Origin of the sequence: Piscinibacter sp. (assembly GCF_050175855.1) — a bacterium.
GTDB lineage: Bacteria > Pseudomonadota > Gammaproteobacteria > Burkholderiales > Burkholderiaceae_C > Piscinibacter.
This window is the reverse complement of sequence record NZ_JBFXIO010000021.1, coordinates 1-25,308: the sequence shown is the minus strand read 5'-3', so window position 1 is coordinate 25,308 and position 25,308 is coordinate 1. Positions and strand designations below refer to the sequence as shown.

Annotated in this window: 22 protein-coding genes, 1 tRNA gene and 1 pseudogene; 10 read left to right on the top strand and 14 right to left on the bottom strand. The window is 70.9% G+C overall.

Annotated features, from left to right (window positions below; translation table 11 throughout):
* From AB7U92_RS03440 to rsmB, 5 genes are all read right to left on the bottom strand, one after another.
* Positions 1-76: transfer RNA gene (locus AB7U92_RS03440), tRNA-Phe, on the bottom strand.
* A 43-nt stretch (positions 77-119) separates the two neighbouring features.
* Positions 120-827 (bottom strand): response regulator, encoded by a 708-nt coding sequence (locus tag AB7U92_RS03435; RefSeq protein ID WP_428574764.1) that lies wholly within the window; start codon positions 825-827, stop codon positions 120-122.
* Positions 828-834: 7 nt separating this feature from the next.
* The gene (locus AB7U92_RS03430; RefSeq protein WP_428574762.1) at positions 835-3,171 is read right to left on the bottom strand and encodes an ATP-binding protein; all 2,337 of its coding nucleotides are present in this window, start codon (positions 3,169-3,171) and stop codon (positions 835-837) included.
* Between the two features lie 25 nt (positions 3,172-3,196).
* Complete coding sequence (locus AB7U92_RS03425; protein WP_428574760.1) at positions 3,197-3,805, bottom strand: DUF4390 domain-containing protein; 609 nt, start codon at positions 3,803-3,805, stop codon at positions 3,197-3,199.
* A gap of 13 nt (positions 3,806-3,818) precedes the next feature.
* A complete protein-coding gene (gene rsmB, locus AB7U92_RS03420; protein WP_428574758.1) occupies positions 3,819-5,123 on the bottom strand; it encodes a 16S rRNA (cytosine(967)-C(5))-methyltransferase RsmB in 1,305 nt (434 codons plus the stop codon).
* An 89-nt stretch (positions 5,124-5,212) separates the two neighbouring features.
* Between rsmB and folE the strand changes: the two genes are divergently transcribed.
* Both folE and AB7U92_RS03410 read left to right on the top strand, forming a co-directional pair.
* A complete protein-coding gene (gene folE, locus AB7U92_RS03415; protein WP_428574756.1) occupies positions 5,213-5,947 on the top strand; it encodes a GTP cyclohydrolase I in 735 nt (244 codons plus the stop codon).
* 2 nt (positions 5,948-5,949) lie between these two features.
* Positions 5,950-6,375 (top strand): BLUF domain-containing protein, encoded by a 426-nt coding sequence (locus AB7U92_RS03410; RefSeq protein WP_428574754.1) that lies wholly within the window; start codon positions 5,950-5,952, stop codon positions 6,373-6,375.
* A 3-nt stretch (positions 6,376-6,378) separates the two neighbouring features.
* On the opposite strand, the gene AB7U92_RS03405 is transcribed toward AB7U92_RS03410, so the two are convergent.
* From AB7U92_RS03405 to AB7U92_RS03395, 3 genes are read right to left on the bottom strand one after another with little or no spacing between them, the layout of a single operon-like run.
* Positions 6,379-7,203, bottom strand: coding sequence for a phosphate/phosphite/phosphonate ABC transporter substrate-binding protein (locus AB7U92_RS03405; RefSeq protein WP_428574752.1), 825 nt, complete (start codon positions 7,201-7,203; stop codon positions 6,379-6,381).
* A 52-nt stretch (positions 7,204-7,255) separates the two neighbouring features.
* Positions 7,256-7,579 carry a DUF167 domain-containing protein gene (locus AB7U92_RS03400; RefSeq protein ID WP_428574750.1) on the bottom strand — a complete coding sequence of 108 codons (324 nt, stop codon included), beginning with the start codon at positions 7,577-7,579 and terminating at the stop codon, positions 7,256-7,258.
* Positions 7,580-7,596: 17 nt separating this feature from the next.
* Positions 7,597-10,173 (bottom strand): DNA topoisomerase III, encoded by a 2,577-nt coding sequence (locus AB7U92_RS03395; protein ID WP_428574748.1) that lies wholly within the window; start codon positions 10,171-10,173, stop codon positions 7,597-7,599.
* A gap of 114 nt (positions 10,174-10,287) precedes the next feature.
* On the opposite strand from AB7U92_RS03395, the gene AB7U92_RS03390 reads away from it, so the two are divergent.
* From AB7U92_RS03390 to AB7U92_RS03380, 3 genes are read left to right on the top strand one after another with little or no spacing between them, the layout of a single operon-like run.
* A complete protein-coding gene (locus tag AB7U92_RS03390) occupies positions 10,288-10,788 on the top strand; it encodes an SET domain-containing protein (RefSeq protein ID WP_428574746.1) in 501 nt (166 codons plus the stop codon).
* A 12-nt stretch (positions 10,789-10,800) separates the two neighbouring features.
* Entirely contained in the window at positions 10,801-11,694 is an 894-nt protein-coding gene (locus AB7U92_RS03385) for a biotin--[acetyl-CoA-carboxylase] ligase (protein ID WP_428574744.1), read from the top strand.
* Between the two features lie 4 nt (positions 11,695-11,698).
* Positions 11,699-12,391: an SPOR domain-containing protein gene (locus AB7U92_RS03380; protein ID WP_428574742.1), complete on the top strand. Its 693-nt coding sequence runs from the start codon at positions 11,699-11,701 to the stop codon at positions 12,389-12,391.
* On the opposite strand, the gene AB7U92_RS03375 is transcribed toward AB7U92_RS03380, so the two are convergent.
* From AB7U92_RS03375 to tkt, 4 genes are all read right to left on the bottom strand, one after another.
* Positions 12,336-14,102: a S8 family peptidase gene (locus AB7U92_RS03375; RefSeq protein ID WP_428574740.1), complete on the bottom strand. Its 1,767-nt coding sequence runs from the start codon at positions 14,100-14,102 to the stop codon at positions 12,336-12,338. The genes AB7U92_RS03380 and AB7U92_RS03375 overlap by 56 nt on opposite strands.
* Positions 14,099-15,862, bottom strand: coding sequence for a S8 family peptidase (locus tag AB7U92_RS03370; RefSeq protein ID WP_428574738.1), 1,764 nt, complete (start codon positions 15,860-15,862; stop codon positions 14,099-14,101). Before AB7U92_RS03370 ends, AB7U92_RS03375 begins: the two co-directional genes overlap by 4 nt.
* A 216-nt stretch (positions 15,863-16,078) precedes the next feature.
* Positions 16,079-17,077 carry a type I glyceraldehyde-3-phosphate dehydrogenase gene (gap, locus tag AB7U92_RS03365; protein WP_428574736.1) on the bottom strand — a complete coding sequence of 333 codons (999 nt, stop codon included), beginning with the start codon at positions 17,075-17,077 and terminating at the stop codon, positions 16,079-16,081.
* 31 nt (positions 17,078-17,108) lie between these two features.
* Complete coding sequence (gene tkt, locus AB7U92_RS03360; RefSeq protein ID WP_428574734.1) at positions 17,109-19,163, bottom strand: transketolase; 2,055 nt, start codon at positions 19,161-19,163, stop codon at positions 17,109-17,111.
* Positions 19,164-19,257: 94 nt separating this feature from the next.
* On the opposite strand from tkt, the gene speD reads away from it, so the two are divergent.
* The 5 genes from speD (at position 19,258) to AB7U92_RS03335 (ending at position 23,315) form a co-directional block, all read left to right on the top strand.
* A complete protein-coding gene (gene speD / locus AB7U92_RS03355; RefSeq protein ID WP_428574732.1) occupies positions 19,258-19,656 on the top strand; it encodes an adenosylmethionine decarboxylase in 399 nt (132 codons plus the stop codon).
* Between the two features lie 71 nt (positions 19,657-19,727).
* On the top strand, positions 19,728-20,315 hold the full coding sequence (locus AB7U92_RS03350; RefSeq protein WP_428574730.1) for a hemerythrin domain-containing protein: 588 nt from the start codon (positions 19,728-19,730) through the stop codon (positions 20,313-20,315).
* 32 nt (positions 20,316-20,347) lie between these two features.
* Positions 20,348-21,052, top strand: coding sequence for a nucleotidyltransferase family protein (locus AB7U92_RS03345; RefSeq protein WP_428574728.1), 705 nt, complete (start codon positions 20,348-20,350; stop codon positions 21,050-21,052).
* Between the two features lie 116 nt (positions 21,053-21,168).
* Complete coding sequence (locus tag AB7U92_RS03340; protein ID WP_428574726.1) at positions 21,169-21,912, top strand: hypothetical protein; 744 nt, start codon at positions 21,169-21,171, stop codon at positions 21,910-21,912.
* Positions 21,909-23,315, top strand: a complete 1,407-nt coding sequence (locus tag AB7U92_RS03335; protein WP_428574724.1) for an aminopeptidase P N-terminal domain-containing protein — start codon at positions 21,909-21,911, stop codon at positions 23,313-23,315. The genes AB7U92_RS03340 and AB7U92_RS03335 overlap by 4 nt, the downstream gene beginning before the upstream one ends.
* Here AB7U92_RS03335 and AB7U92_RS03330 read toward each other — a convergent pair.
* Positions 23,260-24,948, bottom strand: a complete 1,689-nt coding sequence (locus AB7U92_RS03330; protein WP_428574722.1) for an FAD-dependent oxidoreductase — start codon at positions 24,946-24,948, stop codon at positions 23,260-23,262. The genes AB7U92_RS03335 and AB7U92_RS03330 overlap by 56 nt on opposite strands.
* Positions 24,945-25,308 (bottom strand): annotated as a pseudogene (locus AB7U92_RS03325) (polyamine aminopropyltransferase); the annotation flags it as partial. The gene AB7U92_RS03330 and the pseudogene AB7U92_RS03325, both read right to left, overlap by 4 nt.

Below are 25,308 nucleotides of genomic sequence, written 5' to 3'. Positions count from 1 at the left end.
TGGTGGCCAAGGGCGGAATCGAACCACCGACACGCGGATTTTCAATCCGCTGCTCTACCAACTGAGCTACTTGGCCTTGGGAACCATAGAGTATAGCCCAGCCCGGCGGGCCGTCCGGGTCAGAGGGATCCGCCGCGCTTGTTGCGCGAGAGGTCCACGCCCAGCTGCTTGAGCTTGCGGTACAGGTGCGTGCGCTCCAGGCCGGTCTTCTCGGCCACACGCGTCATGCTGCCGTTCTCCTGCGCGAGGTGGAACTCGAAGTAGCTCTTCTCGAAGGCGTCGCGCGCCTCGCGCAGGGGCCGGTCGAGGTCGAAGCTCTGCTCGGCTTGCGGGCCGAGCAGCAGCGGCGCTACCGGCAGGCCCTGCCCGCCCGTCATCGCCGCCTCCACCGTCAGCGTGGTGTCGCCGACGTGGTGGTTGTGGTGCGGGTGGTTCACCGGGGTCACCGCACGCGACGGCGCCGCCGGCTTGGCCAGGCCCTGCTCCACGGCACGTAGCAGCTTCTGCAGCGTCACCGGCTTCTCGAGGAAGGCGATGGCGCCGAACTTGGTGGCCTCCACGGCCGTGTCGATGGTGCCGTGGCCGCTCATCATGATCACCGGCATGGTCAGCATGCCGGTGGCGCCCCACTCCTTGAGCAGCGTGATGCCGTCCACGTCGGGCATCCAGATGTCCAGCAACACGAGATCGGGACGCAGGCGCTCGCGGACGGAGCGGGCCTCGGCGGCGTTCTCGGCCACCTCGACGGTGTGGCCCTCGTCGGCCAGGATCTCCGACAGCAACGCGCGGATGCCGAGTTCGTCGTCTACAACAAGAATGATCGCCATGGATGGGTCAGTGCGTCCGGCTCTCGGTGGCCGCCGCGACGACCGTAGGGCCGTCGGCCGGAGCGAACTTCGAAAATGATAGCGAAACTTGTGCACCCGTCGCGCCCGCGGGCGCCGAAGTGTCGCCCGCGGCGGCATCACGCGCCACCCCCAGGTTCGCGATGCGCACGCGGGCGCCGTGTTCGTCGGCGATCTTCTTGACAACGGCCAAGCCGAGGCCGGTACCCTTGCTCTTGGTGGTGACGTAGGGCTCGAAGGCGCGCTTGAGCACCTTGTCCGGGAAGCCGTGGCCATTGTCAATCACCTGCAGCCGCACGGCGCGTACCTCGCCCTGCTCGGTGCGCGCCACCTCGGTACGCACCAGCACGCGCCCGTCGGGACGGTCGGCCGCGGCGTCGAGCCCGTTCTGCACCAGGTTGTGGATGACCTGGCGCAGCTGCGTGGAGTCGCCCACGATCAGTGGCAGGCCGGCGCCGAGCTCGGCGTGCAGCCGCCCGGACTCCTGCGAAGTCACGTACAGGCCGAGCACCTCGGACACCAGCGCGTTGAGGTCCAGCGGCTTGAGCTGTGCCGCCGGCAGCCGCGCGTAGTCGCGGAACTCATTGACCAGCGTCTTCATCGCCTGCACCTGGTTGACGATGGTGGCCACCGACTTCGCCAGCATCGCCTGGTCGGGGCCCTCGAGCTTGGCCTCGAGCTTGTGCTGCAGGCGTTCGGCGGAGAGCTGGATCGGCGTCAGCGGGTTCTTGATCTCGTGCGCAAGCCGCCGCGCCACCTCACCCCAGGCTTCGGTACGCTGCGCCGAGACGACCTCGGTGATGTCGTCGAACACCATCAGCCGCGCGCCCTGCGGCATCGCCGCACCGCGCACCAGCAGGGTCAGCGTGTCGCGGTCGCGGCCTTGCGCGTCCTGGGTCTGAAGCTCGAAGCTGTCCTGCCAGTGGTCACGTTCGCCGGCTTCGGGGCTGCTGGCATGCAGTTCGAAGCGCTGCCACACCGCCTTGGCGAAGGTCTCCAGGCCCTGCACCTCCTCCAGCCGGCGGCCGCGGTAGGCCGACAGCGGCAGCTTGACGATGCGCGTGGCCCCCGGGTTGACGGTGTCGATGCGGCCCTCGCGGTCGAACACGATCACGCCGGCGGTGAGGTTGTCGAGGATGGTCTGCAGGTTGGCGCGCGCACCCTCCACCTGGCGCACGCTGCGCTGCACCAGCGAGCGCGCCTCCGAGAGCTGCTCGGTCATGTCGGCGAACGAGCGCGTCAGGCCGCCGAGCTCGTCGCCCGAGGCAAACACCGGCTTGGCACTGAGGTCGCCGTGTGCCACCTGGTCGACGCCTTCGGCCAGCAGCAGCAGCGGCCTGGCGAGCTGGTTGCCGAGCAGCGCGGCCAGCAGCACTGCGCCGAACACGGCCAGCACCAGCGCCAGCGTGAGTGTGCCGATGTACATGCGGCGCAGGCCATCGCGCGCCAGCGCACGCTGCTGGTACTCGCGATAGGCGGTCTGCACCGCCAGCGCGTTGGCGCTGAGTGCGGCCGGCAGCAGCTGCCGCACCATCAGGTAGCGCTCGCGCTCGGCCAGCGCGAAGTTGGCGCTGGGCACCAGCGCCACCACGCGGATGCGGCCCTGCGCGTTGCTGCCGGCATCCTCGTCCAACCCCTCGAGCTGCCCGGCCACGCGCTGCAGCTGCGCCTGGCGGAGCATCGCGGCGCTCGGCCGGTCGGGCATCAGCGCGGCCGAGCTGCTGGCCGACAGCAGCGTGTGGCCGGCGGCGTTGACGATCGCCACCTCCTGCGCGGCCAGCTGCTCGCGCAGCCGCTCCAGCGCGAGCGAGGTGGCGCTGCCCGGCCGGCCCTCGATCACCGCCGCGGCGGTGCTGCCGGCGCCGCTCTCTGCGAGCTTCTCGGCGGCCGTGCGGGTGCGCTGCGCCAGCTCGTTGACCAGCGCGTCGAGCGTGCCGCGGCCGAGGTTGAGGCCGGCGTCGAGCGCACTCTCCACCTTCACGTCGAACCAGCTCTCGATGCTGCGCGAGACGAACTGGTAGCTCACCGTGTAGATCAGCACGCCCGGCACGACGCCGACCAGCGCGAAGATCGCCGCCAGCTTGAGCAGCAACCGGCTGCCGAACTTGCGCCGCCGCACGCGGATCACCAGCCGCACCGAGGCGATGCCCACCACCAGCAGGAGCAGCGCCGCCACGGTCACGTTGACCCAGAACAGCCAGACGTAGTGGCGCTCGTACAGCGCCGGGCTGTTGGTGGCCACCGACAGCAGGAAGGCCAGCACCAGGCCCGCGCCGGTGCTCGCCACCAGGGCGACGATCCAGGCCCAGCGCTTTGCCTTCGTCATGGGACCGCCGCGGTGATCTGCAGGATCAATCGAAGCGCTGAGTGCGCTCGACCGACAGCGCCCAGTCCGTCTGGCTGGCAATGCCGATCTGCATCGGCCGTGGCAGCAGCGAGGTGTCGAGCCGGAAGCTGAACTCGACGTAGTGGCGCGAGCCTTCCTCGATCTGCGACGCCTCGGCCACCTTCCAGCTCGCGCCGCGGCGGATGACCGCGAAGGCCTCGGCCCGGTTCGGGTAGCTCTGGCTCAGGCCGCCGAAGGTGACGCGGTAGTTGGCGGTCAGCGGCTGGTAGACGATGCGCCAGACACGCGAGGCGCTGGCGACGCGCTTGTCGCGCCAGTACCAGCGGTCGCGGAAGACCTCGGCCTCGGCGACGAAGTACAGCGGCACAGCCTTGTTCAGCGCCTCCTCGGCGCCGCGTGGCAGCTCGAAGTTGACCGCATAGTCGATGCTCAAGCCCTCCTCGTCGCGCTGCACGGAGAAGATCGCGAGCTCGGGGCCGGCGGCGCGCGCGCCGATCGGCACGCCCAGCGCGCTCCAGGCCATCAGCATGGCCAGCCCGAACGCCGCCCGGCGGCGGGCGAGCCCCTCGGCGCGGGGGCGCTGACTGCCAGTCGTGCGTGCCGCGCTGCGCATGGGGTGGGCCGGGTCAGGTCTTGTGAATCAGGCTGTAGAAGAACCCGTCGGCCGATGCACCGGAACCGGGCGGCGGGACGGCCTGATTGTCGGGCAGCGGGAGCAGGTGGCCGGGAGACTCAGGGTTGGTCGCAGGCGCCGCATCGCCATGGCGTTGCAAAAAAGCGTCGATCTGGTCCTGGCCCTCGGCCTTGAAGACCGAACAGGTGCAGTACAGCAACCGCCCGCCGGGGCGCAGCGCCGGCCATAGCGCATCGAGCAGCCGGGCCTGGGTGCGCGCCAGTGCGCTGATGTCGCTGGCGCGGCGCAGCCAGCGCACGTCGGGATGGCGACGCACGATGCCCGAGGCGCTGCACGGCGCATCGAGCAGGATGGCGTCGAACGGCCGGCCATCCCACCAGGCCGACGGGTCGCCGGCATCGGCGGCGATCGCCTGCGCCTTCAGGCCCAGCCGCTGCAGGGTGCCGTGCACACGCTCGAGGCGTTTCGGATCGCTGTCCAGTGCGGTCACCTCGAGATCGGCGAGCTCGAGCAGGTGCGCGGTCTTGCCGCCCGGCGCGGCGCAGGCGTCGAGCACGCGGGCGCCGCCCGGCAGGCCCGCGCCGATCAGCAGCGGCGCGGCGCGCTGGGCAGCGGCATCCTGCACCGACACGTCGCCCTCGGCGAAGCCGGGCAGCTGCGTCACCGGGACCGGCTGGGCCAGCACCACGGCCTGCGTGCCCGGCAGCCCGTGGGCCGCGAGGCCGGCCTGCGCCAGACGGGCGAGGTAGGCCTCGACGCTGCCGTGGCGCAGGTTGACGCGCAACGTCATCGGCGCGCGCTGCTGGTCGGCAGCGAGCACGGCCTGCCACTGCTCGGGCCAGTCACGCTGCAGCCGCTCGATCCACCAGCGCGGATGGTTGAAGCGCGCCACCGGGTCGCCGGCGATCGCCGCGATCAGCGCTTCGCGCTCGCGCAGGAAGCGGCGCAGCACGGCGTTGACGAAGCCGCCGCGCTGCTTCGCGGCGGCCACCGCCTGGTCGACCAGCGTGTGCTCGGCGTAGGGCGGGCCCGAGTCCGGCCAGAGCAGCGCGATGGCGGTGAGCAGCAGCGCATCGAGCGCGGCCGGCGGCGCCTTCGGCACCAGCCGCGCGCGCACCGCCTGCGCGCCGCCCAGCCAGCGCAGCGCGTGAAAGCTCAGGGCCTGCGCGCCGGGCCGCGCCGCGGCGGGGCAGCGCTCCAGGGCATCGGTCAGGCTCTGCCCGCCGCGCACCGCCTGCACGGCCGCGGCGGCATGGGTCAGCAACTGGGCGAGCGGGAGCGAGGCAGGGGCATTCACCGCGCGCAGTCTACGGGCAGCGTTCCGCCCGGCTGCGCGCCCCGGCTCGGTGCGTTACTCTGTCGGGCCCGATGAATCGCGACCGGACCATGCCTGCCGAACAAGCCACCCCGATCTTCCGCACCGAGGAGGAGCTCGCGCGCCTGCCGGCCTCGGAGCGCATCCGCTACCGGATCGTCGGCGCCGAGTGCCGCTACCACGCCAACGACAACATCGCCGAGTTCATCGCCGAGGGCGAGCTCGAGGAGCTCAAGGCCGAGGTCGAGGCGAAGATGCACGAGGTGCTGCGCGCGCTGGTGATCGACACCGACAGCGACCACAACACGCAGGAAACCGCCAAGCGCGTGGCCAAGATGTTCATCAACGAGGTGTTCGTCGGCCGCTACACCGCCGCGCCCTCGGTGACCGAGTTTCCCAACTTCTCGCGCCTGAACGAGCTGATGATCGTCGGGCCGATCAAGGTGCGCAGCGCCTGCTCGCACCATCTCTGCCCCATCCTGGGCAAGGTGTGGATCGGCGTGCTGCCCAACGAGTTCAGCAACCTGATCGGCCTGTCGAAGTACGCGCGCATCTGCGACTGGATCATGAGCCGGCCGCAGATCCAGGAAGAGGCGGTGACCATGCTCGCCAACGAGCTGCAGGACCGCGTCAAGCCCGACGGCCTGGCCATCGTGATGGAGGCCGACCACTTCTGCATGCACTGGCGCGGCGTCAAGGACGACGAGTCGATGATGACCAACTCGGTGATGCGTGGCGCCTTCCTGAAGGATGCCAACCTGCGGCGCGAATTCCTCTCGCTGCTGTCCAAGAAGAACGGAAGCTGACCATGCTCGTGCGCCTCATGTACGCCAGCCGCGCCGCGGATTCCGTTGACCAGGACGAACTGCTCGCGATCCTCAAGCAATCCAAGCCCGGCAACGCCGCGGCCGGCATCACCGGCGTGCTGTGCTTCTCCGGCGGCATCTTCCTGCAGGTGCTCGAGGGCGGGCGCATGCCGGTCAACGCGCTTTACAACCGCATCGCCGCCGACCCGCGCCACCGCGACGTGGTGCTGCTCACCTACCAGGAGATCGGCGAGCGCCGCTTCGCCGGCTGGTCGATGGGCCAGGTCAATCTCGCGCGCCTGAACCCGGCGCTGCTGCTGAAGTACTCCGAGACGGCCGTGCTCGACCCCTATGCGGTGTCGGGGCAGGTGTCGATGGCGCTGTTCGAGGAGCTGGTGGCCACGGCGTCGATCGTCGGGCAAGGTTGACGGCTACAACCCGAGCCAGGCGCCAACCTCGAGCATCTTCGCCTCGTCGTACTTCTCGAAGCCGCTGTACTTGGTCGGCTCGAGCTTCTTCTTGCCCTCGTCGCTGCCGTCCAGGCCGACCAGGTAGTCGCGCACCTTCTCGACGTCGGCAGCGCTCAGGTTCGGGCTGGCCAGGATGTGCTTGATCGGCACCGGCTTCGACTGGGCCAGGATCTTGCCGCCCTTGCCCTGCCAGGCCTTGACCAGCGCGTTGGCCGCGGTGGCGCCGGAGTCGGTCAGCCGGTTGTCGACGAAGAACGGCACGGCATCCTGGTAGCGGGTGTAGGTGATCCGGATCTGCGCCGGCTCCACCTTGGCGTCACGCAGCGTGGCGCGCACCATCCACGAGGTGATGGAGTCCTCGTCGGGTGCGCCGAGCTTGCGGCCCTTCAGGTCGGCCAGCGAGGTCAGCGGCGAATCGGCCGCCACCAGGAAGCTGGCGGTGTACTTCTGGAAGCCCTTGGTGACCACCACCAGCCGGTAGCCGCTGCCCTTGATCGCTTGAATCGACACATGCGCCGGGTGGATCATCGCCAGGTCGTAGGTCTTCGCCTGCAGCCCGCGGCGCAGCTGGTTGTAGTCGCCGACCGGCTCGATCGCCACCGGCTGCTTGAGGATCTTCGACAGATCCGCCGCGATCGCGGCATAGCGCCCGCGCACCTCCTCCAGCGGCACCCGGTAGGTGACGCCTTCGTTGACGGCGAAGGTGAGCGCCTGCGCCGCCGTGGCCGCCAGGAGCAGCGTGGCGGAGCCGAGGCAACGGGCGATCAAGGCAAGGGACGGCGTCATGCGCACAGATTACGCGTCAGCACGCACGCCGGGAACTGCAAGCGTTGACAGGTCAGGTTCCGGCCATCGGGAGCACGCGGCCCAGCCAGGCGATCACCTCGGCTTGCCCGACATCAAGTGCCAGCCACTTGCGCCGCGCGGTCTGGCCCCGCACCAGCTCGACACGGCGCCGCGGCACGCCGAGCTCGCCAGCCAGCCAGGCCACCAGCGTCTCGTTGGCCTTGCCGTCCACCGGCGGCGCGGCCAGGCGGACGCGCAGCGCACCGTCGTGCAAGCCATCGGCACCGGTGCGCTTCGCATTGGGCACCACGCTGACGGCCAGCCAGAGCCGGTCGCCATGGCGCTCGAGGCAGCCCGGCAGCGCGTCGGCGGCCACGCCTGTCGCCGGCCGGCTCAGGCCGCCTTCTTGGCGGCGGCCTTCTTCGCCGGCGCCTTCTTCGCCGCGCGCGGCTCGAACTCGAAGATCACCTTGCCTTCCTTCTTGTCGTAGGCGAGGAAGGCCTTGAACTTGCGCCGCGTCTTGTTGGAGACGAAGTTCTCCAGCAGGTCGGTCTTGCCGGTGGCCAGCAGCTTCGTCATCTGCTCGCGCGCCACCGGCTGCTGCAGGATGATCTTGCCGCTCTTGAAGTCGCAGGTCACGTGCGCGCCCACGGCGTGCTCGCAGACGTAGCTGGTGCCGTGCTCGAACACCTTGCCTTGGCACTTCGGGCAGTGGCCGAGCGACTCCTGGCCGGAGAAGTCGACCGGCTCGCCGTCGCCTTCGGCCTTCTTGGCGTCTTCGCCGAAGTCGAACTCCAGCTTCCAGTTGCCGATCTCGTCGTCGTAGGCGAGCTTGAGTTCCGCCGTGAACGGCCAGCCGGCCTTGGAGCGGAAGCCTTCCAGCGGGCCGATCTTCCGGTTCGCGATGAACTGCTCCACCTCGTCGAGCTCGAAGCTGCGCCCGCCGGGGATCTTGCTGATCGAGAAGCCGCAGCCCTCGCTGTTGCCGTCGGCGCCGGCGCAGCTGAAGCGGCGGTAGTTCTCCTTGACCACGCCGCCGCACTTCGGGCACGGCACCTTCAGCGTGGCGTAGTCGCCGGGGATGGTGTCGCGGTCGTACTCCTTGGCCTTGCGCACGATGCGTTCGGCCATCGCCGCGATCTCGGCCATGAAGGCCTCGCGCTGCAGCCGGCCCTTCTCCATCTCGGCGAGCTGGTATTCCCAGTTGCCGGTGAGCTCGGGCTTGGTCAGGTCTTCCACGCCCAGGCCGCGCAGCAGGGTCATCAGCTGGAAGGCCTTGGCCGAGGGCACCAGCTCGCGGCCCTCGCGGTGCATGTACTTCTCCAGGATCAGGCCTTCGATGATCGCCGCGCGCGTGGCCGGCGTGCCCAGGCCCTTCTCGGCCATCGCCTCGCGCAGCTCGTCGTCGTCGATCAGCTTGCCCGCGCCTTCCATCGCCGACAGCAGCGTGGCCTCGGTGTAGCGCGCCGGCGGCTTCGTCTTCAGCGCGTTGACGCTGACGCTCTCGGTGCGCACCACCTCGCCGGCCTTCACCGGCACCAGCGTGGCGTCGTCTTCCTGGGCCTCGCGGCCGTACACCGCCAGCCAGCCCGGCTTGACCAGCACCTTGCCGTTGGTCTGGAAGCTGTGCTCCTGGCCGGCCTTCTTCACGGTGGAGATGCGCGTGGTGACCATGAACTCGGCGCTCGGGTAGAACACCGCGAGGAAGCGCTTGACCACCATGTCGTAGAGCTTGGCCTCGACCTCGGTCAGGCTCTTGGGCGCCTGCAGCGTCGGGATGATGGCGAAGTGGTCCGAGACCTTGGCGTTGTCGAACACCCGCTTGACGGGCTTCACGTACTGCTCGTTCAACGCCTTGCGCGCATGGCCCGAGAGCTCGCGCAACGGGCCCGGAAGATCCTCGTCGGCGAGCATCTCCATCGTCTTCTTCACCACCGGCAGGTAGTCCTCCGGCAGCGCGCGCGAGTCCGTCCGCGGGTAGGTCAGCACCTTGTGCTTCTCGTACAGCGCCTGGGCGATCGACAGCGTGGTCTTGGCTGAGAAGCCGAAGCGCGAGTTGGCCTCGCGCTGCAGCGTGGTCAGGTCGTACAGCAAGGGGCTGGCCTGCGTGCTCGGCTTGGCCTCTTCGGTGACGTGGGCCGGCTCGCTGCGGCAGGCCTGCGCGATGGCCTCCGCGTCGGCCTCGGTCCACAGGCGGTCGGCGCGCTGCTCCGGGTCGTCGGGGTTCTTCTTCCACTTCGGGTCGAACCACTTGCCTTCGTACTCGCCGGCCTCGGCGGCGAAGCTGGCCTTGATTTCCCAGTAGTCTCGCGCCACGTGCTTGCGGATCTTCTCCTCGCGCTCGACCACGATCGACAGCGTCGGCGTCTGCACCCGGCCCACGGTGGTGAGGAAGAAGCCGCCGTCGCGCGAGTTGAAGGCGGTCATCGCACGCGTGCCGTTGATGCCCACCAGCCAGTCGGCCTCACTGCGGCTGCGCGCCGCCTCGGCCAGGCCGCGCAGCTCCTCGTCGCTGCGCAGCTTCTCGAAGCCCTCGCGGATCGCCGCCGGCGTCATGCTCTGCAGCCACAGCCGCCGGACCGGGTGCTTGGATTTCGCGTGCTGCTGGATCAGCCGGAAGATCAGCTCGCCCTCGCGGCCCGCGTCGCAGGCGTTGATCAGCTCGCTCACGTCCTTGCGCTTGACCAGCTTGACGATGGCGTTGAGCCGGCCCTTGCTCTTGTCGATCGGGTTGAGCTCGAAATGCGGCGGGATCACCGGCAGGTTGGCGAAGCTCCACTTGCCGCGCTTGACGTCGAACTCCTCCGGCGCCTTGATCTCCAGGAGGTGGCCGACGGCCGAGGTGACGAGGTACTTGTCGTTCTCGAAGTACTCGTCGTGCTTGTCGAACTTGCCCGCGATCGGCGTCAGCGCGCGGACGATGTCCTGCGCGACGGAGGGCTTCTCGGCAATGATGAGTGACTTGGTCATGGTGTCCATGGAGTGCGTGAAGGGGGCGGCATCTCGCCGCGTCAATACAATCCGGGCTTCGCGCGCACGCACGCATACGCGCGCGCGCCCATGAATTCAATGTACATAAAGACGATGAAGGCGCAAGCAACCAACGGCAAGCCCCACCCCGCCGCCTCCGGCACTGCAGGCGGCCGCCGCATCCAGGTGCGCCGATCCGGCGTGCACGGCAAGGGGGTGTTCGCGCTGCGCCCGCTGAAGAAGGGCGAGGTGGTGATCGAGTACAAGGGCGAGGTGATCGACTGGCAGGAAGCCCTTCGCCGCCACCCGCACGACCCGAAGGACCCGGACCACACCTTCTACTTCCACGTCGACGAGAAGAACGTCATCGACGCGAAGTACGGCGGCAATGCTGCCCGCTGGATCAACCACGCCTGCGCGCCCAACTGCGAGGCCGACGAGGTCGACGGCCGCATCTTCATCAAGGCGCTGCGCGCCATCAAGCCGGGCGAGGAGCTGTTCTACGACTACGGGCTGATCATCGACGAGAAGTACACGCCCAAGCTGAAGAAGCAATTCGCCTGCCACTGCGGCGCCAAGACCTGCCGCGGCACCATGCTGTCACCCAAGCGCTGAGGAGAACGGGCCGTGTCGCAAGGCAGCTGGGGGGCCGAAGCGCTGTGGCTGCAGCTGCGTGAATTGCTGCCCGGCCTGAGCGTCGAGGTGGTGGAGCGCTGCGCGTCGACCAACACCACGCTGCTCGAGCGCGCCCGCGTGGAGGTGCGCCCCGAAGCCGACAACAGCGACGTGCTGGTGCAGCGCAGCGTCGAGAGCAAGGCCTTCGGCCGACGCGCCGCCGACGTGCAGCCCTGCCTGCTGGTGGCCGAGCACCAGAGCGGCGGCCGCGGGCGGCTCGGCCGCGGCTGGAGCTCCGCGCCGGGCGCTTCGCTGACGTTCTCGCTGTCGCTGCCGATCGCCCGGGCCGACTGGTCGGGGCTGTCGCTGGCCGTCGGGCTGGCGCTGGCCGACGCCCTCGATCCCCTGGCCGACGGGGCCGTGCCGCGCATCGGCCTGAAGTGGCCGAACGACCTGTGGCTGATGGACGGCCCGGGCCGCGGCCGCAAGCTCGGCGGCGTGCTGATCGAGACGGTGTCGGCGGGCCGCGTGCGCCTGGCCGTGATCGGCGTCGGCCTGAACGTGCAGCCGATCGGCACCATCGAGGCCAGCACCGGCTTCGCCTGCCTGCAGGAGCTCGACCCCGCTGCCTCGGCGCCGCAGGCGCTGCACCGCATGGCCCTGCCGCTGGTTCAGGCGCTGCGCCGCTTCGAGGCCGAGGGATTCGCCGGCTTCGCCGCGGGCTACGCCCGTCGCGACCTGCTGGCCGGCCAGGCGGTGCGCACCACGCAGCCAGGGGCGGGCGAAGGCACGGCGCGCGGCGTCGATGCCCAGGGCGCGCTGCAGCTGCAGACCGCGGACGGCCTGGTCGCCATCCACAGCGGCGAAGTCAGCGTGCGGCTGGATCCCGGCGCCGGCGCGGCCTGATCTCATGCTGCGCACCATCGTCCTGCTGCTGGCGCTGGCCAACCTGCTGTTCTTCGCCTGGACGCACGGCTGGCTCGACGGCGTCACCGGCATGAAGCCGCACGCCGACCGCGAGCCCGAGCGGCTGCAGCGGCAGGTGAACGCCGATCGCATCGTCGTGCTGCCACCGGGCGCCGCCAGCGCGGCCGCCGCGCCGCGTGCGCCCGAGCCGGCGCCGAGCGCGCCGCGGCTCGGCGCCTGCCTGGAGGCCGGCCCCTTCGCCACGGGCGCCTCGGTCTCGGCCGTGGCTGCGCTGCAGGCGCTGCAGCCGCCGCTGCCGCCGGGCAGCTGGGTCGAGGTGACGGTCGAGCGGCCGGGCCGCTGGATGGTCTACATGGGCCGCTACCCCAACCGCGAGGCGATGGCGAAGAAGGAAGAGGAGCTGCGCCGCACCCGCGTGAGCTTCGAGGAGGTGCGCGAGCCGACCGAGTGGACGATGGGCTTCTCGCTCGGCCGCTACGACGACCGCGCCGCCGCCGATCGGGCCCTGGAGCAGCTTGGCTTGCGCGGCGTGCGCAGCGCGCGGGTCGTCGAGCTGGCCGCACCGGCCACCGTGCACCTGCTGCGCGCCGAGAACGCCGACGCGGCGCTGGCCGAGCGGCTCAGCGCATTGCGTTCGCCGGCGCTGGGCCGCGGCTTCGTGGCCTGCGGCAGCTGAGCGCGGCGACCGCGGCCGCGAGCGCCAGCAGCCAGCCCGCGCCCAGGGAGCCGCCGCCGCCATCCTCGCCGGCGGCTGGCGGTGCCGCACCGGCATTGGCCGGCCGGTCCAGGCCGAGCGCCACGGCATCGTCGACATCGATGTTGTCGATCACCTCCGGCTGGCGGGCCGGCGCCACGTAGCCCGTCGGGTTGGCGGCAAAGTGCAGGGCCGCCTCGGCGTCGAGGATGCCCGCCCCGCACGTTTCGGTGGTGCAGATGCAGCGTCCCGGATTGCTCGGCGAGCATGCGGCGATCTTCGTCGAGACCACATGGGGCCGGGCGCTGCGCCGCAGGCCCTCCATGATCTGTGCAGCGCTCAGCGACGGCTCGACGCTGAGCATCAGCCCGATCACGCCGGCGACCAGCGGCGTCGCGAAGCTGGTGCCGGCCTCGCGCGCGTAGCCGGCAAAGCCGAGCCCCGTGGTTCCCGAGTTGGAGACGGTCAGCAGCGCGTCGTCGCCCAGCGCGATGCCCCAGTCGCCGATCAAGCGCGGATCGCCGCCGACGGTCGAGATCGTCAGCGCCTCTCCGAAGTTGGAATAGCTCGACTTGAAGCCGTCGCGATTGAGCGCACCCACGCCGATCACGCCGCGACAATTGGCCGGCCGCGAGACGCCGGCATTCTGGTTGCCAGCGGCGGCCACCACCACCACGCCGAGGCCTGCCAGCTCGTCGATCACGTCCTGGTAGGCCGCGTTGCAGGCGGCACTGCCGCCGAAGCTGATGTTGAGCACGCGCGCCGGGTTGGGGTTCAGCGGCACAGGCCGGCCGCCGGCATCGTGCACCTGCAGGCCAGCTGCCCAGCGCATACCGGTGACGATGTCGGCCACGTCGGCACCGCACTTGCCGGCCACGCGCACCGGCAACACGCGGCCGTTCCAGTTGATGGCCGCCACGCCTCGCGCATTGCTGGTCTCGGCGGCGAGCAGGCCGGCGATCACCGTGCCGTGCCAGGAGCTGTCGGCCACCTCGCAATCGCCGAACAGCGCCGCATTGGCGCTGCGGTCGGCCTCGCTGACCCAGTCGCCCGGATCGGCCGGGTCGGCGTCCCAGCCGTCGCCGTCGTTCGCGTACTCCACCGTCGAGACGAAGTCGCGGCCCGGCAGCACGCCGGCGCCGAGATCGGGGTGGGCGGTGATGCCGGTGTCGAGCACCGCGATCACGGCGTTGCCGGTGCCGAGCGTGGTCTGCCAGGCGGACTGCACGCCGGGCACGCCGCGGCGCCGGTCCTCGATATCGTTGGCGTTGCTGCCGCCGGCCGGGAACAGCCACCACTGCCCGCTGCCGGCGAAGCTGGCGGCGAACAGAGGATCCTGCGGCACGTTCAGCCGCTGCTCGCGCTCGTTGGGCACGACCCACTCGACGTGGGGCGAAGCCTGGAGCTGCTCCACCAGCGGCGCGATCTCGGAGTGGCCCAGCCTGCGGCCGAAGTCGATGTGACGAGCCCGTGCCCCGACACGCCGCGATGTCAGGCCCGCCCGGGCCAGCTCCTGCTCGAAGCGTGCGCGCGACTCGGCCGTGCCCTCGATGCTGTCGCGGAACTTGACGATCAGCCCGTTGGCCGAAGCCGCGCGGCCCTCAGTCCCGGCCGGCGCCGCCGCGCCGAGGCCGGGCAGGAGAAGCAGGCCTGCGATCAGGGGCGCAAGCAGGGGTCGGTGGCCGGCCCTCACGTCGCAGGCGTTTCGCGGCGCGTGCGCCGCAATGCAAAGATGGCCACGGCCAGTGCGGCCAGCCAGCCCAGGCCCAGGGCGCCACCGCCGCCGCCATCTCCGCTGCTGCTGCCGCCACCACCGCCAGTGCCTCCGGCGGCCGCCTGCACCGCCGCGGCGGAGTCGAGCATGCCGGCGCCGCAGGTGGTGGTGGTGCAGTTGCACTGGTCCTGGAAGGTTCCGTCGGGCGCGCGGCAGGTGGGGATGTCGTTGTAGACGGGGAAGGTACGTGCCGTGCTCATCAGCAGCTGCCGCACCTGCGCCGGCGAGAGATTGGGGTTGACCGACAGCATCAGCGCCGCCGTGCCCGCCACCAGCGGCGCGGAGAAGCTGGTGCCGATGGTGGCGTAGAAGGCGTCGGTGTAGATCGAGCCGCCCGCGGCGTTGGTCACCGGATCGAACAGTCCGAAATTGGCCGTGGTGAGGATCGGATACAGGCAGGGTTCTCCGACGTTGACATTCACGCAGTTGCCCGCCGGCGCGCTCAGGCTCAGCTCGGGGCCGATGTCCGAGTAGCCGACCTTGTCGCCTTCATGACGCACACCGCCGACGCCGATCACGCCGGCGCAGTTGGCCGGTTCGGAGACCGCAAGGCCGCGACCGTTGCCCGCCGACGCGACAATGGTCACACCGAGCGCGTTGATCTGGGTGACCGCATCCTGGTAGAGCGCGGAACAAGTTCCCTCGCCGCCGAGACTGAGGTTCAGCACCCGCGCCGGGTTCGGGTTGGCGGGCACGCCCGGCACCGCGATGCCGGCCGCCCACTTCATGCCGACGATGATCTCCGAATCCCAGCCGCCGCACTTGGCGAGCACGCGCACGGGCAGCACGCGCACCCGCTCGCGGCCCACGCTGGCCATGCCCACGCTGTTGTCGGTGGCGGCGCCGATGATGCCGCTCACCTGGGTGCCGTGCCAGGAGCTGAACTCCTCGAGGTAGCCGCCGCTGCCATCCGGTTGGGTGCAGGCGTAGAACAGGTCGCCCTGGGTGTTGGCTTCGGTCGTCGTGATGCCATCACCTTCATCGGCCGGGTTGGCGTCCCAACCGTCGCCATCCTTCGCGGTGCGGAACGTGTTGGGAACGATCAGCACTCCAGCATCGGTTCGATCGGCGCCCACGAAGTCGTACCCCGGCAGCAGCTTGCCCGCCAGATCGGGGTGATCGGCACGGATGCCCGTGTCCAGCACCGCCACCACCACCGGCGCCGCAGAGGCCGCCGGCACGTCCCAGGCCGACTGCGCATTGATCGCGGACAGTGCTGCCGAGCTCGGCGGCTTCAGGTACCACTGCCCGACCACCGGGCCGCCGGTGAAGTTGTTCGTGTTGGGCGTGCCACCCGTGGCATACAGCGGATCGTTGGGCACCGCCGCGCGCGTCTTGCGGCGGTCGGGCACGGCATATTCGATGTCGCCTTCGGCGGCCAGCCGCGCGGCCAGCGCCTCCGAGCTCATGCCCGAGACGAACACCACCTGCGTGCGCTCGCCGATACCGATGCCGGCACGCATGGGCAGGCCGACGCGCGCACCCAGCGCCAGCGCCTGGTCGCGCTGCTGCGCGTCGGCGCTCGCCGCGGCCTTGCGCAGCAGGGCGGAGTCGGCCTTGTACTTGACGATCACGCGTGCGTTCTGCGCACCGGAAGGCGCCGTGGCGGCATGCGCCGCCAGCGGCGCCAGCAACGCGAGCGCGGCGATGCCGAGCAGGAAGCGGGGCGTGGACTTCAAGGGGATCTCCGGAATCGGGGTGACTGCCGCAACGCGCGGCACGGTGCCGGCGCTGACGAGGTTGCCCAGGAGTGTAGGTGGGCCACCCCCGTCGACCCCGTGCGGATTCGACGGGGCGCGGTAAGCATGTGTTGCCAGGTCGCGCCAAGTCGTATGCATCGGAAACGAAGAGGGCCCCCGCGGGGGCCCTCGTCATGCGGCGAAACGTCGCCCGCCTCAGCGGGCCATCACCCGCACCATCTCCAGCACCTTGTTGGAGTAGCCCCACTCGTTGTCGTACCAGGCCACCACCTTCACGAAGGTCTTGTCCAGCGCGATGCCGGCGTCGGCATCGAACACCGAGGTGCAGGGCTCGCCGCGGAAGTCGGTGGCGACCACCTTGTCTTCCGTGTAGCCGAGCACGCCCTTCATGGCGCCCTCGCTGGCCGCCTTCATGGCCTTGCAGATGTCCTCGTAGCTGGCTTCCTTGTTCAGCTCGACGGTCAGGTCGACCACCGACACGTCGGAGGTCGGCACGCGGAACGACATGCCGGTGAGCTTCTTGTTCAGCTCGGGGATCACCACGCCGACGGCCTTGGCCGCGCCGGTGCTCGACGGGATGATGTTCTCGAGGATGCCGCGGCCGCCGCGCCAATCCTTGTTGCTCGGGCCGTCCACCGTCTTCTGCGTGGCGGTGGTGGCGTGCACCGTGGTCATCAGGCCGCGCTTGATGCCGAAGGTGTCGTTGAGCACCTTGGCCACGGGCGCCAGGCAGTTGGTCGTGCACGAGGCGTTGGAGATGATCGCTTCGCCCTTGTAGGTGCTGTCGTTGACGCCGTAGACGAACATCGGCGTGTCGTCCTTGCTGGGCGCGCTCTGGATCACCTTCTTGGCACCGGCGGCGAGGTGCTTCTGGCAGGTTTCCTTGGTCAGGAACAGGCCGGTGGACTCGACCACGATGTCGGCGCCAACCTCGCCCCACTTCAGCTCGGCCGGATCCTTCAGCGCGGTCAGGCGGATCTTCTTGCCGTTGACGATCAGCGTGTTGCCGTCGACCGCCACGTCGCCCTTGAAGCGGCCGTGCACGCTGTCGTACTTGAGCATGTAGGCGAGGTAGTCGGGCTCGAGCAGGTCGTTGATGGCGACGACCTCGACGTCCTTGAAATTCTGGATGGCGGCGCGGAACACCATGCGCCCGATGCGGCCGAAGCCGTTGATGCCGATCTTGATGGTCATGAGATTTCCTCCAGTTTGAGAGCGTGAGGCTTCAGCGGCGCGCGAGCACGACACGCACGGTGTCGGCCACGTTCTCCGCGGTGAAGCCGAAATGCTTGAACAGCACGCCGGCCGGTGCCGATTCGCCGTAGGTGTCGATGCCGACCACCGCGGCGCAGCCGTACTTCCACCAGCCGTCGGTGACGCCGGCCTCCACCGCGATGCGCGGCAGGCCCTCGGGCAGCACCGAACGCTTGTAGGCCGTGGCCTGGCGATCGAACACGCTGGTCGAGGGCATCGAGACGACACGCACGGCGATGCCGTCCTTGGCCAGCGCCGCCTGGGCGTGCAGCGCGAGTTGGACTTCCGAGCCCGTGGCGACGATCACCGCCTGGGCCTTCTTCCTCAACCCGACTTCGGCCGGCTCAGCCAGCACGTAGGCGCCTTTGGCGATGTCGTCGAGTTGGCCTTTCGGCAGATAAGGGAGATTCTGTCGCGACAGCAGCAGCGCGCTGGGGCGGTGGCGGTTCTCGATCGCCGCGCGCCAGGCCACCAGCGTCTCGGCGGTGTCGGCCGGGCGCCAGACGTCCAGGCCCGGAATCACGCGCAGCGCGGCGGCATGCTCGACGCTCTGGTGCGTCGGGCCGTCCTCGCCGAGGCCGATGGAGTCGTGGGTGAACACGTGCACCACGCGTTGCTTCATCAGCGCGGCCATGCGGATGGCGTTGCGGCTGTAGTCGCTGAAGGTCAGGAAGGTGCCGCCGTAGGGAATGAAGCCGCCGTGCAGCGCGATGCCGTTCATGATCGCGGCCATGCCGAACTCGCGCACGCCATAGTTGACGTGGCGGCCGCCGTTGCCGGAGCCGTCGGCGCCGAAGCGCAGCGCGGGCGTCGAGCTGGTGTTGGTGAGGTTGGAGCCGGTCAGGTCGGCGCTGCCGCCGAGCAGCTCGGGCAGTGCCTTGGTGAACGCTTCCAGCGCGAGCTGGCTGGCCTTGCGGCTGGCCACCGTCTCGGCCTTGGCGTGCGCCGCGGCCAGCGCCTCGGCAGCGGCCTGCGCCCAGTTCGCCGGCAGCTCGCCGCGCATGCGGCGCACGAACTCCGCCGCCAGCTCGGGGTGGGCGGCGCGGTAGGCGGCGAAGCGGGCGTCCCAGTCGGCCTCGAGTTGCGCGCCGCGGGCCTTGGCGTCCCACGCGGCATAGGCCGGCTCGGGGATCACGAAGGGCTCGTGGCTCCAGCCCAGCGCGGCGCGGGTGAGCTTGATCTCCTCGCCGCCGAGCGCCTCGCCGTGCGCCTTGGCGGTGCCGGCGCGGTTGGGCGAACCCTTGCCGATGGTTGTCTTGCAGCAGATCAGCGTCGGCTTGTCAGCCGCCTTCGCGCGGGCGATGGCGGCGCTGACCGCCTCGGCGTCATGGCCGTCGACGGCGCGGATCACGTTCCAGCCGTAGGCTTCGAAGCGCTTGGGCGTGTCGTCGACAAACCAGGGCGCGACCTGGCCGTCGATCGAGATGCCGTTGTCGTCGTACAGCGCGATCAGCTTGGACAGCTTCCACGCGCCGGCCAGCGCACAGGCCTCGTGGCTGATGCCTTCCATCAGGCAGCCGTCGCCGAGGAAGACGTAGGTGTGGTGGTCGACCACGGTGTGGCCGGGGCGGTTGAACTCGCCGGCCAGCAGCTTCTCGGCCAGCGCCATGCCGACCGCGTTGGTGATGCCCTGGCCGAGCGGGCCGGTGGTGGTTTCCACGCCGGGCGTGACGCCGACCTCGGGGTGGCCCGGCGTCTTGCTGTGCATCTGGCGGAAGTTGCGCAGCTCGCTCATCGGCAGGTCGTAGCCGGCCAGGTGCAGCAGCGCGTAGATCAGCATCGAGCCGTGGCCATTGCTGAGCACGAAGCGGTCGCGGTCGGCCCAGTGCGGGTTGGCCGGGTTGTGGCGCAGGTGGCCATGCTGCGGGCCCCACAGCGCCACCGCGATCTCGGCCATGCCCATCGGCGCGCCCGGGTGGCCGGAGTTGGCCTGCTGCACGGCGTCCATCGCCAGCGCGCGGATCGCGTTGGCCATCAGGGCCGTGGTGGAGGTGGCGGAGGCGGTGGAAACGGCGAGGTCGGCCATGGTGGAGCGCGGCAGGAAGGGGTGGCGGGAGGGCGTGCGGGCGGGGAACGGGCATTTTAGGGCCCCGCCCCCAGCCGTCCGTATGATCCGGCGCATGCAGGGACTGCACCTCACCGCCGACTTGCACGGCTGCGATCCGGCACGGGCGGCGATGACCGACACCGCCGCCCTGCGCCGCCTCTGCCTGGACGCCGTGCGCGCCAGCGGCCTCGCGCCGGTGGGCGAGCTGTTCCATCGCTTCGAGGCGGCGGCCGCGGCCACGCAGCCACCCGGCATCACCGGCGTGGTGCTGCTGGCCGAGTCGCACCTGGCGGTGCACACCTGGCCCGAGCTCGGCGCGGTGACGCTGGACGTCTACGTGTGCAACTTCGGCGCCGACAACTCGCAGCGCGCCCATGCGCTGCTCGACGCGCTGGTGGCCGCCTTCGCGCCGGCGCATGCGCAGCGGCACGCGATCGCGCGCGGCGCGCGCGTGAGCGTCGCGCCGGCTTGACCGGGCTCAAGACGGCGGCGGCGCCGCGGTGAGACGCTGGAGTCCTGCCGCAACGGCCTGGAGTTCCTGTCATGTCCCACCCCTCCCTCACCATCATCCGCGACGAACACGGCGCGCTGTCGGCGATGCTGCGCTCGCTGTCCATGCTGCTGGCCGAGCACCGCCGGCACGGCTCGCTGCCCGACTTCAGCGTGCTGCGGGCGATGCTTTTCTACGTCGACGAATTTCCCGAGCAGCTGCACCACACGAAGGAGAGCGAGCTGCTGTTCCCCAAGCTGCGCGCGCGTTGCCCGGAGATCGCCAGCGTGCTCGACCGGCTCGACCGCGACCACGCCCGCGGCGAGAAGTCGATCCGCGACCTCGAGCACGACCTGCTGGCCTTCGAGGTGCTCGGCGAGCCGCGCCGGGCCGCTTTCGAGCAGGCGGTGGAGCGCTACATCGACTTCTACCTGAGCCACATGCGCATCGAGGAGGAAGAGGTGCTGCCGCTGGCGATGAAGCACCTGACGGACGCCGACTGGAAGGAACTCGACGAGGCCTTCCTCGCCAACCGCGACCCGCTGACCGGCCACGAGCCGACCGACCTGTACCGGCCGCTGTTCAGCAAGATCGTGCAGAACGCACCCGCTCCCATCGGGCTCGGGCCGGCGCTGCAGTAGCACCCCGGGGCCGCCATCTAGACTTGGCGGCCATGAAAGCCATCCTCCTCGCCGCGGGCCGCGGCGAACGCATGCGGCCGCTGACCGATACGGCGCCGAAGCCGCTGCTGGCGGTGCGCGGCAAGCCGCTGATCGAATGGCACCTCGAGGGCCTGGCCCGCGGCGGCGTGCGCGAGGTGGTGGTCAACGCCGCCTGGCTGGAGGAGCAGATCGTCGCCACCCTGGGCGACGGAGCGCGCTTCGGCCTGGCCATCCGCTACTCGCTCGAAGGGCGCGACCACGGCGGCGCGCTGGAAACCGCCGGCGGGCTGAAGAAGGCGCTGCCCCTGCTCGGCCTGGGCGCCGACGAGCCCTTCTGGTACGTCGCCGCCGACGTGTTCGCACCCGGTTTCGACTTCGGCCCCGGCGCGGCCGCGGCGCTGCGGCCCAGCCAGCTCGGCCACCTGTGGATGGTGCCCAACCCGCCGCAGCACCCGGGCGGAGACTTCGGCATCGCCGACGGCCTGGCGGTGGCCGGCGCCCCGGGCGCGCGCTTCACCTGGTCGGGCATCGGCGTCTTCCGGCCCGGCTTCGTCACCGAGCTGATGGGCGACGTCGAGGTCGGTGCGAAGGCGCGGCTGCGCCCCTACCTCGACGCCGCGATCGCGCAGCGCCGGCTCGGCGCCACGGCCTGGGCGGGCGCGTGGGCCGACGTCGGCACGCCCGAGCGGCTGAAGGCCCTGAACCACGGCGGCTGACCGTTCAGCCAGCGCAAACGCCCGTTCGGTCGTGCATTTCGCACGCCACGGGCCCGCAAGGCTTTGATTTGCCGCGCGAACTGGCTAATGTGCGGGCTGTGGATATGCTCACTTCCGTGCTCACCCTGCCGATGGCCGTCGCGGCGGCCGGGGCGGCGCATTACCTCGGCTCGCGCGCCGTGAAAGCGGTGCTGTGGTCGGTGTCGCCGCTGTCCACCGGCGAGCCCCAGGCCTTCGCCTACGAGCGCGACGTCTGGCGCACCGCCGAACCGGCCACGATGCAGGTGCAGGGCGCGGTGCTGGGCTCCGGCCTGGTGGTGTGGCTCGGTGCGGTGGCCGGGCAGTCGTGGCTGAGCGGCCTCGGCGTGCTGGCCTGGATCGGCGCGCTCCTGTTCGACCTGCAGCGCTGGGAGCGCGTGGCGGTGAGCGCGAACAACCTGTGGTTCCAGCGCGGCTTCTGGGAGAAGGTGCACCAGGTGGCCTACGAGAACATCCGCGATGCGCACATCGAGGAGAAGGAAGCCGGCGGCTTCACGCTGCGCCGCGGCCGCGACAACCGCGTCTGCCGCCTGCAGGTGCGCATGAAGGACAAGCGCGTCGTCGCCCTGCCCAAGACCGATGCGCACTCGGGCCTGGCCGACGTGGAGGAAGTGGCCAACCAGTTGCGCCAGCGGCTGCGCCACCTCGAGGACCGCGAGGCGATGAAGCGCTCCGAAGCCGCGGCCCACGAAGCCGCGCAGCAGGCCGCCGAGGCCGCGCCCAGCGGCGATGCCGAACTCCGCCAGGCGCTACGCAAGTTGCGCGCCGGCGCCCTGGCCCCCGACGTGCCCAAGGCCGTCAAGCTGCGCAACGAGTCGTGAGTCGCCACCGGGCGGTCGAACCCGCACTGTGCGCGCGGCGCCGCGCGCAGCTGGCCCGGGCGATGGCCGCGCAGGGCGGCGGCGTGGCCGTGCTGCCCACCGCGCCGGAACGTCAGCGCAACGGCGACAACGACCACCCCTTCAGGCACTGCAGCCACTTCCACTACCTGACCGGCTTCGACGAGCCGCAGGCCTGGCTGCTGCTGGAGGCCAGCGGCCACAGCACGCTGCTGTGCCGCGAGAAGAACGCCGAGCGCGAGATCTGGGACGGCCACCGCCTCGGCCCCGAGGCGGCGCCGGCCGCACTCGGCCTCGACGAGGCCCACCCCGTCGAGGCGCTGGACAAGGTGGCTCTGGACAAGCTCGCCAACGCCGCCGCGGTGTGGCTGCCCTTCGGCGTGCACGACGGACTGCTGTCGAGGGTCGACGGCTGGCTGGCCACGCTGCGCGGCCGCAGCCACCTCGGCGTGCGCACGCCGCAGTCGCAGCGCGACCTGACGCCGCTGCTGGCCGAGATGCGCCTGTTCAAGGACGACGCCGAGCTGGCCACCATGCGCCGCGCGGCGAGCATCTCCGCCGGCGCCCACGTGCGGGCGATGCGCTTCTCGGCCCAGCACTTCCGCGACCGCGGCGATGCCGGCCTGCCGGAATACGCGATCGAGGCCGAGCTGCTGCACGAGTTCCGCCGCCATGGCGCGCAGTCGCCGGCCTACGGTGCGATCGTCGCGGCGGGCCGCAACGCCTGCGTGCTGCACTACGCCGCCGGTGACGCCGAACTGCGCCCGGGCGAGCTGTGCCTGATCGACGCCGGCTGCGAGCTCGACGGCTACGCCAGCGACATCACGCGCACCTTTCCGGCCGACGGCCGCTTCACGCCGGCCCAGCGCGAGCTCTACGACATCGTGCTGGAGGCGCAGCAGGCCGCGGTGGCCGCCACGCGCCCCGGCGCGCGCAAGCAGGACGCCCACTGGGCGGCGGTGCGCGTGCTCGCCCAGGGCATGCTCGACACCGGGCTGCTGAACCGCGACAAGGTCGGCGATCTCGACGCGGTGATCGAAAGCGCTGCCTATCGCGCCTTCTACATGCACGGCACCGGCCACTGGCTGGGCCGCGACGTGCACGACGTCGGCGAGTACCTCTCTCTCGACGAAGAACCGGTCGAGCAGCCTGACGGGTACGGTGCGCGCGTGGTCAAGAAGCCCTCGCGCGTGCTGCAGCCGGGCATGGTGATCACGGTCGAGCCGGGCCTCTACGTGCGCCCGGCCGAGGGCGTGCCCGAGCGCTTCTGGCACATCGGCATCCGCATCGAGGACGACGCGGTGATCACGCCCGGAGGCTGCGAGCTGATCAGCCGCGGCGTGCCGGTGGACCCGCGGGAGATCGAGCGGCTGATGCGGGAGTGAAGGCGGCGCGCACCTGCGCCGCCGCGCGGTGGCCGTGGAAGAAGGCCTCCTCGAACACCGAGTAGCCCGACAGGTCGGCGTGGGCGAAGTGCACGCGGCCGTTCGTCTCCTGCAGCGCACGCAGCGCCGCATGGCCGCGCAGCCCCGGCACCGGGATGCTCATCGCATGGCCGTAGCGCATCAGGTCGACCTGGCGCACATGGCGCGGCAGGTCGGGGTGGGCACGCACCAGGTCGGCCAGCACGCGCGTGGCCCAGGTCTCGGCGCTGTCCTCGAGAAGTGCGCGGCGCGCCGTGCCGGCCTGCGTGGCGTCGTCGCCGCCCAGCGCCCAGTAGGCGGTGAACACCGTCTCGCCGGGGTGCGGCCGCAGGCTCTGGTGCATCGCATCGACGTAGCCGAGCGCGGGGCTGCGGTACAGCACGTTGTCCCACGAGGGCGGCGCGCCGCCGCGATCGATGGGCGGCCGTTCGCAGTGCAGGTTGGCCACCAGCCAGGGGGCGTGGCGCATGGCCGCCGCCGCAGCCGTCAACGCCGACGAAGGCGCCTCGAGCACGCGCGCGGCCACGAACAGCGGCAGCGCCAGCACCAGCTGCGGCGCGATCCAGCGTTCGACGCGCTGCTCGCGCTCGTTCCACAGATCGAGCTCGACCTGCTCGCGGTCTTCGCGCACGCGCAGCACGACGCAGCCACCGTGCAGCCGTTCGCCCAGCGGAGCCGCCAGCCGCGCGGCCAGCCAGCCATTGCCCTCGGGCCAGGTGAGCACGCCGTCACGCTCGCCGACTTCGTCGCCCGGCGCATGGAAGCCGTGCCGGCTGGCGAAGTAGTGCAGGCCGGCCCAGGCCGAAACCTGCGCGCTGCCGGCACCGTAGTCGTCGCGGCAGCAGTAGTCGAGGTACCAGCGCAATGCGGGGGCATCCAGGCCTTCGCGCGACAGCCATGCGGCGAAGGTGATCGCGTCGAGCCGCGCATGCTCCGGCGTCCACACCGCGCGCGCGGTCGGGATGCTGAAGGCACCGGCATCGACCCAGCGCTGCACCGCGCGCGAGAAGCGGCGGTACTGGTCCGCGCTGCGTTCCCGCTCGGCGGCCGGCAGGGCCTCGATGGGCGGCAGCAGCCCGTCGTGCCACTGCCCGTCGATGAACAGGCGCTCCTGCGGGCTGTGGCACAGGTGCCGCTCGTCGTAGACCACGCGGCCGTGCTCGATGCGGCGCAGGCCGAGTTCCTCCAGCCACTCGGCGACCTCGCGCGCGGCCTCACCCGGCGTCGGCAGGTAGTGCGCACCGAGCGGGCAGCCGATGCCGCCCATCGTGTGGCCGCGGCTGTTGCCACCGGGCGTGTCTTCCAGCTCGAAGACGTGGACATCGTCGATGCCGGCACGCCGCAGCGCGCGCGCCGCCGCCAGCCCGGCAATGCCGCCGCCGGCCACCAGCACGCCGGCGCGCTTCGTCACCGCGGGCGCGGGCCGGGCGCCGCTCTTCGCGTCGCGCAGCCGGTGACCGCGCTCGTGGGCGGCGCCGACCCAGCGCGCCGTCCAGCGCTTCGTCTCGCCGTCGCGTGAACACCCCAGGGCCCCCGCACCGGCCAGCGCCAGCGCGCCGCCGAGCCAGCCGCGCCGGGTGACTTCGGCGCTCACTGCTGCACCTTGCCCCACTCCTCCTCGAACAGGTGCACGAGGCGCTGGTTGGAGAGCTGGTTGGGCTCGGCCGGCACGGGTGCCATGTCGGGCGGAAAGTGGAACAGCGCCGGCAGACCGGCGAGATCGAGGAAGCGCAGGCCCTCGGGCAGCGCCTGCGGCATGCGCCACGGCCGCCGGCTGGCCAGGATGAAGCCCCACTCGCCGAAGCTCGGCACGTGCGCGTGGTAGGGCGTGGCGGTCAGGCCGGTGGCCTCGATGGTCGCGGCCACCGTCCAGTAGCTGCGCCGCGCGATCAGGGGCGAGGTGGTCTGCACGACCGCATAGCCGCTGGCGGACAGGTGGTCGTCGATGCGCTGG